This window comes from Bartonella sp. OD88NMGDW (genome assembly GCF_042193775.1).
Classification (GTDB): Bacteria; Pseudomonadota; Alphaproteobacteria; order Rhizobiales; family Rhizobiaceae; genus Bartonella; species Bartonella grahamii.
Window position 1 is genome coordinate 162032 of sequence record NZ_JBHIMA010000003.1, and the last position, 7506, is coordinate 169537.

At 39.5% G+C, this 7506-nt stretch carries 5 protein-coding genes and 1 pseudogene; 2 read left to right on the forward strand and 4 right to left on the reverse strand.

From position 1 onward, the window contains the following. Positions 1–1280: 1280 nt before the first annotated feature. The 4 genes and pseudogenes from ACFIJR_RS03700 to fumC all read right to left on the reverse strand — a co-directional run bounded on the left by ACFIJR_RS03700 (position 1281) and on the right by fumC (position 5350). A complete protein-coding gene (locus tag ACFIJR_RS03700; protein ID WP_375649085.1) occupies positions 1281–2171 on the reverse strand; it encodes an outer membrane protein in 891 nt (296 codons plus the stop codon). 643 nt (positions 2172–2814) lie between these two features. Then, a pseudogene (locus tag ACFIJR_RS03705) lies at positions 2815–3049 on the reverse strand (lyase family protein); the annotation flags it as partial. A gap of 554 nt (positions 3050–3603) precedes the next feature. After that, complete coding sequence (locus ACFIJR_RS03710; RefSeq protein ID WP_375651771.1) at positions 3604–3729, reverse strand: hypothetical protein; 126 nt, start codon at positions 3727–3729, stop codon at positions 3604–3606. A gap of 232 nt (positions 3730–3961) precedes the next feature. Further along, positions 3962–5350 carry a class II fumarate hydratase gene (gene fumC / locus ACFIJR_RS03715; RefSeq protein ID WP_375626454.1) on the reverse strand — a complete coding sequence of 463 codons (1389 nt, stop codon included), beginning with the start codon at positions 5348–5350 and terminating at the stop codon, positions 3962–3964. Positions 5351–5576: 226 nt separating this feature from the next. Here fumC and groES point away from each other — a divergent pair, with 226 nt between their 5' ends. Next, positions 5577–5873: a co-chaperone GroES gene (gene groES / locus ACFIJR_RS03720; RefSeq protein ID WP_005774667.1), complete on the forward strand. Its 297-nt coding sequence runs from the start codon at positions 5577–5579 to the stop codon at positions 5871–5873. 58 nt (positions 5874–5931) lie between these two features. After that, on the forward strand, positions 5932–7506 hold a 1575-nt coding region (groL, locus tag ACFIJR_RS03725), incomplete at its 3' end, for a chaperonin GroEL (RefSeq protein WP_375644485.1).

A 7506-nucleotide genomic window follows, 5' to 3' on the forward strand; every position in this document is an offset into this window, starting at 1 on the left:
TTGAGAGATGTTTCTTTAAAACACGCATGTGAATTAGCAACCAAAGTGTTTTTGATTTGAATGTATTTGGGATTTGAATGTATTTGGGATTTGAGCGTGTTTGAGATTTGAATGTGTTTGGTTTGGAGCGCTGTCGTATGACATGAGGGGCGTGATCCAAAAAGATATGTGAGAAACAAAAACATGAGGCAATGCGTAATCTCCACTCTTTAAAAGACAGAGTTTTAGAGGCTTAAAAGATTGTGTTTTAGAGGCTTTATAGATTTTATATTCTTGTAGGTGCTGTCGCAAAATGGGCTTGAGGGTTTTGAGAGATGTTTCTTTAAAACACGCATGTGAATTAGCAACCAAAGTGTTTTTGATTTGAATGTATTTGGGATTTGAGCGTGTTTGAGATTTGAATGTGTTTGGTTTGGAGCGCTGTCGTATGACATGAGGGGCGTGATCGCCAAAAAGGTCCGTGAGAAATACAAGCATGAGGCAATGCGTAAACTCCTTTCTTTAAAAGACAGAGCTGTAGAGGCTTAAAAGATAGGGCTTTAGAGGTTTTTGAAAGTCGTAAAACCGAAGTAAAAGGAAATGGTAAGGTTGGAAACTGGTTTTTGCCTTGACAATTTCATATTCTCCCCAAATGAAGCTGTCTCCCCGTTACAGAAATTACATAAACAGAGAACCGCAATATCCTTTCTCTACTTTGGTATGCAATAGCTGTAAAACACTGTCATTTGAAGTGTGGTCATATAGGGCATACTTCCTTGAAAGGTTGCAGTATTTTTTTCAGTGTGTGTTGGATATTCTTAAGTTTGTTTTTTTGCTTTAGGTTTAAGGGCATTCCACGGGGAGGTGCCAAGAGAAGCCCGCCCCAAGAGTCCCCAAGAGTTGTTGTGTTCTTACAAACGGATATGATTTTAGAAATGGGTTTTTAGAATCTTGATCCTTCGAGAGTGGGGAGGCCAAGTTAACATCACCCTATAAAACTGCAATTGATGCACAATATCCATATTTATATTAAAGAAATATCTCTTAATAACTGCTCTCATTTATTTTATGATGGTGCTCAGTGGTATGGTGGTAAAGCTTTTATATTCCAAATGCATTACATGGAAGGGTGAGAGGATAGGAGCTTGCTTTAAGAGAGGGAGAGGCTTTATTGTTTCATGACTATTTGTTTACAGTTTAGTCCTAGTTTTTAGAATCTAGGTCTTTTTAGGGGGGAAAGAGGCATAAAAAAAACCCCGTTTTTAACAGGGGTTTTTAATAGTTCAATTTTTCTACAAAACTTAGAATTTATAAGCGATACCAAAGCGAAAATCATGCGTTTGAGAAGAGATTTTAAGGTCATCGTTTGCAAATTTCTTTTTAAAAAAATCTGAATAACGATATTCTGTACGCATGATGATATTATCTGTCATTGCAAGGTCAAAACCACCACCAATAGTGTAACCAAGCATTGTTTTTGTCTTATCTAACACATCGCCAGAAGCAAAAATTGTCGAATCTTCTTGCGATTTTGATAAAAGTGACATGATATATTGCATCTGTGTATAGGCTACACCCCCTGCAATATAAGGCATAAGACGATGGGAAGCAAAACCAATACGCGCACGCGCAGCACCAGACCATGTTTCTTTTAATGTTACACTGCTGACAACAATGTCACCATAGTTGGGGATTGTTTCATCCTGAGCTGCAGGTTTTATGATAGGAATCCCAGCTTCTTTAAAGGCAATGTTAATGGAGTCTAATTCATTTAGAATTTTCTTTCCATTGTCTGTTTGGGTGCTTTTCTTCCCAGACCAGACTATGTCCGTATCAAAACCGAAAACAAGGTCATCTCCCAGATCAATATTAGAACCTGCATACAAACCTGCTCTCAATCCTGACGGTTTCGGTGATAGAGTTCTATCAACCCAAGCCCATTTTCCATCCCTGGCTTCTTGTGCGTAATCTAGAATATTTTTACTGGAAAAATATCCAATTTGTCCTCCAAAATAAAAACCAGACCAAGAAAAAGGTGCAGAAACAGTAACCGGTGAGATACGTGACGATGAATCATTTTGCAATGAAACCTTCGGTTTTGATTGCTCAAAGATTACCGTATCTGCTGCTTGCGCTGTTGAAGTGGTAATGAAAGTGAAAATAGATAGTGCAATTAAACATTTTGTTTTCATAAAAACGTCCCCAGTTTATTTCGAATACAAAGTGTATTATATACAAATTGGTTAAAGAAATCTATATTTAATATCATTATGAAAATTAAAATACTCAAAAAATCTATAATTACCCATATTTAAGCGTTCTTAAAACTTTCTTTCATGCTATTATCCCGCGTTTGTATTGATTTTTCAGTATTTTTTATATACGCCTCTTCAGAGTTCTCTGTGTTTTAGAAAAAATTATAGTATAGTAAACGAGCTTTTTATTTGTTTAAAAAAACATTATTTTATATATATTAAAAACACTCTTTGTTATTAAGTGTTAAATATATTATCCACTATGATTGATATCAAAGTGCTTAATATTCAATTAGTGGCAAAATGCGTATTGGCACTATCATATTCTTTTCTCGTTTCTGATATTGCGTAGCTTTGTATTGCGATAGCCTTTTGAGCACTTGAGAGGATGAGCGACTTTATTTCTTTATTTCTTTTTTTATCTATATGCCACTTTTGCTTATGACAATCCAAGCGAATAGTTTTGATTGATTGAATGGAATACGAAGAATAAGAAGGAGAAAAGTGCGAGAATTTAAAGTTTCATGAGGTTTCTCATGCGCCATGTAAAACGATAAATTCTCCTTTTCGTTCGCTTAAAGCCGGAACGTGGATGAGAGCCTAAAAACTGAATGTCGTTGGTGATTTTTAAGAGATTAACTTTAAAGAGATTAGCGCGTACACTTAGGTTTTTACGGAAATGGGTGAGGGCGCTATGATGGGTAAATGCCTCAAATTTCTTGCGAGTTGTCAAGGATATCCCCGTCAGAGAGCTGATTGTTTCAGCAAAGTCCAAAACCTTTCGGTGCATTGAGTTTTTTTCCAACAGCTGTTCCTCTATTGAGCACCCCTATCTTCACGCTTTATAAAAATGCTCCCAGACCCATTTCACGATGGTGGCTCGTGAATGGTATAACGATAAAGCCATTGAGCACTTCTATCTTCACGTTTCATAAAGAAGCAAGCCGGCATCATCATTATATTTGCCAGCCCGTGGCTGTTGTGACAGACTTCTCCACAATGTTGTGACAGTTCATGGCACTTGAGGCGGTTCATTAGAGGCGTGTTTAGTCCTTTCTTATCTTATACAATTTCTATCCACACATTCACTTCGCCACACATTTATCTCGCTTGTGATGTGCAAGTGAGTGATTTTGATTGATTCAACATAGGACAGATTTAAAACGGGAAAATCCTATGGTATTCAGAATTCTCATTCAATATGGATAACGCTAGATGATCATTATAAATCAATACATCATCTCATTGAGATAAGAGCTACCTACAGAATGTATCAATAATGATAACATTGTAAAGCGTAACTACTATGAATTCATTAATCTTTTATATTTCGATTGAAATTATGCCTATTAATACCGATTTTTTGAGCTCATTCTGTTTGGTTAATAGCTAATAGATTGTCAAAATCAAGATGCGAAGCTAGAATGAAAAACACTTTAAGATCATATCCATTTAAATCACTTTCTGCCAGTATAGCCATTGGGTGTTGAGCCATGACTATCCACTTCTTTCCAAAACCGGATATTCCTTTCCAAAGCCGTTGTGCCTTTTAAGTACAATATAAGCAACATAAGCAACAAAACCACTCATAGCATAAATGTGGACCAGAGCCTAAAATGAACGCTGTGGGTAATCGTTATCGGTCATCATCGGGGTGTGTGCTTACACCCCGATCTTTTGACAGAAAGATTTGTTTTAAGACGTTTACATCTTTTTTAGTGGGTTGTTTATTGGGGAGCAATCATCTTTTTGGGATCAACTAATCGGTCATAATCCTCTATAGAAACGCCAGCTTTTAATGCTTCGGTGCGCAAAGTTGTATCGTGTTTATGCGCTGCTTTGGCAATTTCAGCAGCTTTTTCATAGCCAATTTCTGGTGCAAGAGCTGTGACTAACATGAGTGAGCGCTCCATGAGCGAGTGAATATGAACGCGATTGGCTCGTAATCCTTGAATGCAATGCATATCGAAAGAGCGCATGCAATCACCAAGAAGGGTAATTGATTGTAAAACGTTATAGCCAATAACAGGTTTATAAACGTTGAGTTCAAAATGTCCTTGACTTGCGGCAAAGGTTACGCTGGTGTGATTACCAAAAACTTGACATGCGACCATGGTTAAGGCTTCACATTGCGTGGGGTTAACTTTGCCGGGCATAATAGAAGATCCGGGTTCATTTTCAGGAAGACTGAGTTCCCCTAAACCGGAACGTGGACCAGAGCCTAAAAACCGAATGTCATTTGCAATTTTAAACAGATCAGCAGCGAGAGCATTCAAGCTTCCGTGGAAATGCGCAAGGGCGCCATGATGGGCGAGTGCTTCAAATTTATTGCTGGCAGTTTGGAACGTTATTCCTGTGAAAGCGCTCACTGTTTTTGCAAAAGCAATGTCAAAACCTTTTGGTGCATTCAGCCCTGTGCCAACAGCTGTGCCACCTTGAGCAAGCATGTGGACATCGGTTAGAGCATTTTCAATGCGCTGAAGATTGGCTTCTAATGCGGCACGATAGCCTGAAAATTCTTGCCCTAGGGTTAAAGGCGTTGCATCTTGGGTATGGGTGCGGCCGATTTTAATTATGTCTGCAAATTCTTGCTCTTTTTGTTTTAATGTAGCAATAAGAGCTTCAAGGATTGGTAGTAAGTGTTGGCGTGTTTGCAACGTGGTGGCAATGTGAAGCGCTGTGGGAAAGGAATCGTTCGATGATTGACTCATATTGACATGGTCATTGGGATGAACTGGTTTTTTGCTTCCAAGTTTTCCTCCCAAAATCTTACTGGCACGATTAGCAATGACTTCATTGACATTCATATTGCTTTGTGTGCCAGAACCTGTTTGCCAGACGGAGAGTGGAAAATGCGTATCAAAATCGCCGGCAAGCACTTCATCGGCGGCGGCAATAATTGCTTTTCCAATATTTTCTGGTAGTTTTCCTTTGTCCATATTTACAACAGCTGCAGCCTTTTTGATAAGGGCTAAGGCATAGATGATGGCAAGAGGCTGCTTTTCACTACCAATATTAAAATTATGCAGAGAACGTTCAGTTTGTGCGCCCCAATAACGATCTTGACGTACCGCAATCGTTCCAAAGCTATCCGTTTCCTGACGTGTTTCAACCATGATAAGATCCTTTTTTGTTCACGGGTTCTCAAAAAGATAGATAACGCGAAAGTGCAATAAGAGGCAAGACTTTGAAGCTTCATTTAGAGAAATTATTTTTATGGCTATTCTTGACATTAAGAGATGCCGATTTTATATCTAACTCATACTAGCACTCTCAAGCTATGAGTGCTAGCAAGAACTTTTAAGATTAATGCAATTATGTTCAGTTTTAAGGATTTAAAACATGGCTAATATACAATTCCGCCCACTTCACGATCGTGTCGTTGTCCGTCGGGTTGAATCTGAAAATAAAACGGCTGGTGGGATTATCATCCCTGATACAGCAAAAGAAAAACCCCAAGAAGGCGAAGTGATTGCTGTTGGCAATGGCGCTCTCGATGATAACGGAAAGCGCGTGCCTTTAGAAGTTAAAACAGGAGACCGTATCCTCTTTGGAAAATGGTCTGGAACTGAAGTCAAGATTAATGGGGAAGATCTCCTCATCATGAAAGAATCTGACATTATGGGAATTATGGGCTAATTGAAGCACTTAGTTTTTCATTGTGTACTATTTTGAGAAAACTCCAAGGAGAAATTAAATGGCTGCTAAAGAAGTCAAATTTGGCCGTGAAGCGCGTGAGCGTTTGTTGCGCGGTGTCGACATCCTTGCTAATGCTGTTAAGGTGACACTCGGCCCTAAAGGTCGTAATGTGGTGATTGATAAATCATTCGGTGCGCCTCGCATCACAAAAGATGGTGTATCCGTTGCAAAGGAAATTGAACTTGAAGATAAGTTCGAAAATATGGGTGCACAAATGTTGCGCGAAGTTGCTTCTAAAACCAATGATATCGCTGGTGATGGAACAACAACAGCAACTGTTTTAGGACAAGCTATTGTGCAAGAAGGCGTTAAAGCTGTTGCTGCGGGCATGAACCCAATGGATCTTAAACGCGGGATTGATGCTGCTGTGGATGAAGTGGTGGCAAACCTCTTCAAAAAAGCAAAAAAAATCCAAACTTCAGCAGAAATTGCACAAGTAGGAACCATTTCTGCTAATGGCGCTGCTGAAATCGGTAAAATGATCGCTGATGCTATGGAAAAAGTGGGCAATGAAGGCGTCATTACCGTGGAAGAAGCTAAAACCGCTGAAACGGAATTAGAAGTCGTTGAAGGTATGCAATTTGACCGTGGGTATCTTTCCCCTTATTTTGTCACAAATGCTGAGAAAATGGTCGCTGACCTTGATGATCCTTACATTCTCATTCACGAAAAGAAATTGTCTAATTTGCAATCTCTTCTTCCTGTGCTTGAAGCTGTTGTGCAATCTGGAAAACCACTTCTCATTATCGCTGAAGATGTGGAAGGTGAAGCTTTGGCAACGCTCGTGGTTAACAAGTTGCGTGGTGGTTTGAAAATTGCTGCTGTAAAAGCACCAGGATTTGGTGATCGCCGTAAAGCAATGTTAGAGGATATCGCAATCTTAACATCCGGACAGGTTATTTCTGAAGATGTGGGCATTAAACTTGAAAATGTCACTTTGGATATGCTTGGACGTGCAAAGAAAGTGAATATTTCTAAAGAAAACACCACCATTATTGATGGTGCTGGACAAAAGTCTGAAATTACTGCTCGCGTTAATCAAATCAAGGCTCAGATCGAAGAAACAACTTCTGACTATGACCGTGAAAAATTGCAAGAAAGACTTGCTAAACTCGCTGGTGGTGTTGCTGTTATCCGTGTTGGTGGTGCAACAGAAGTTGAAGTGAAAGAAAAGAAAGACCGCGTTGATGATGCTTTGAATGCAACACGTGCTGCTGTTGAAGAAGGTATTGTTGCTGGTGGTGGTACCGCATTGTTGCGTGCAGCAAATGCGTTGACCGTTAAGGGAAGTAATCCTGACCAAGAAGCTGGTATTCATATCGTTCGTCGTGCTCTCCAAGCGCCAGCACGTCAAATCGCAACCAATGCCGGTGAAGAAGCCGCGATTATTGTGGGCAAAGTGTTGGAAAATAATGCTGACACTTATGGTTACAATACCGCCACGGGTGAATTTGGTGATTTGATTGCTTTGGGAATTGTTGATCCAGTGAAAGTTGTGCGTTCTGCTCTCCAGAATGCGGCTTCAATTGCTAGCCTTCTGATTACAACAGAAGCAATGGTTGCTGAAGTTCCA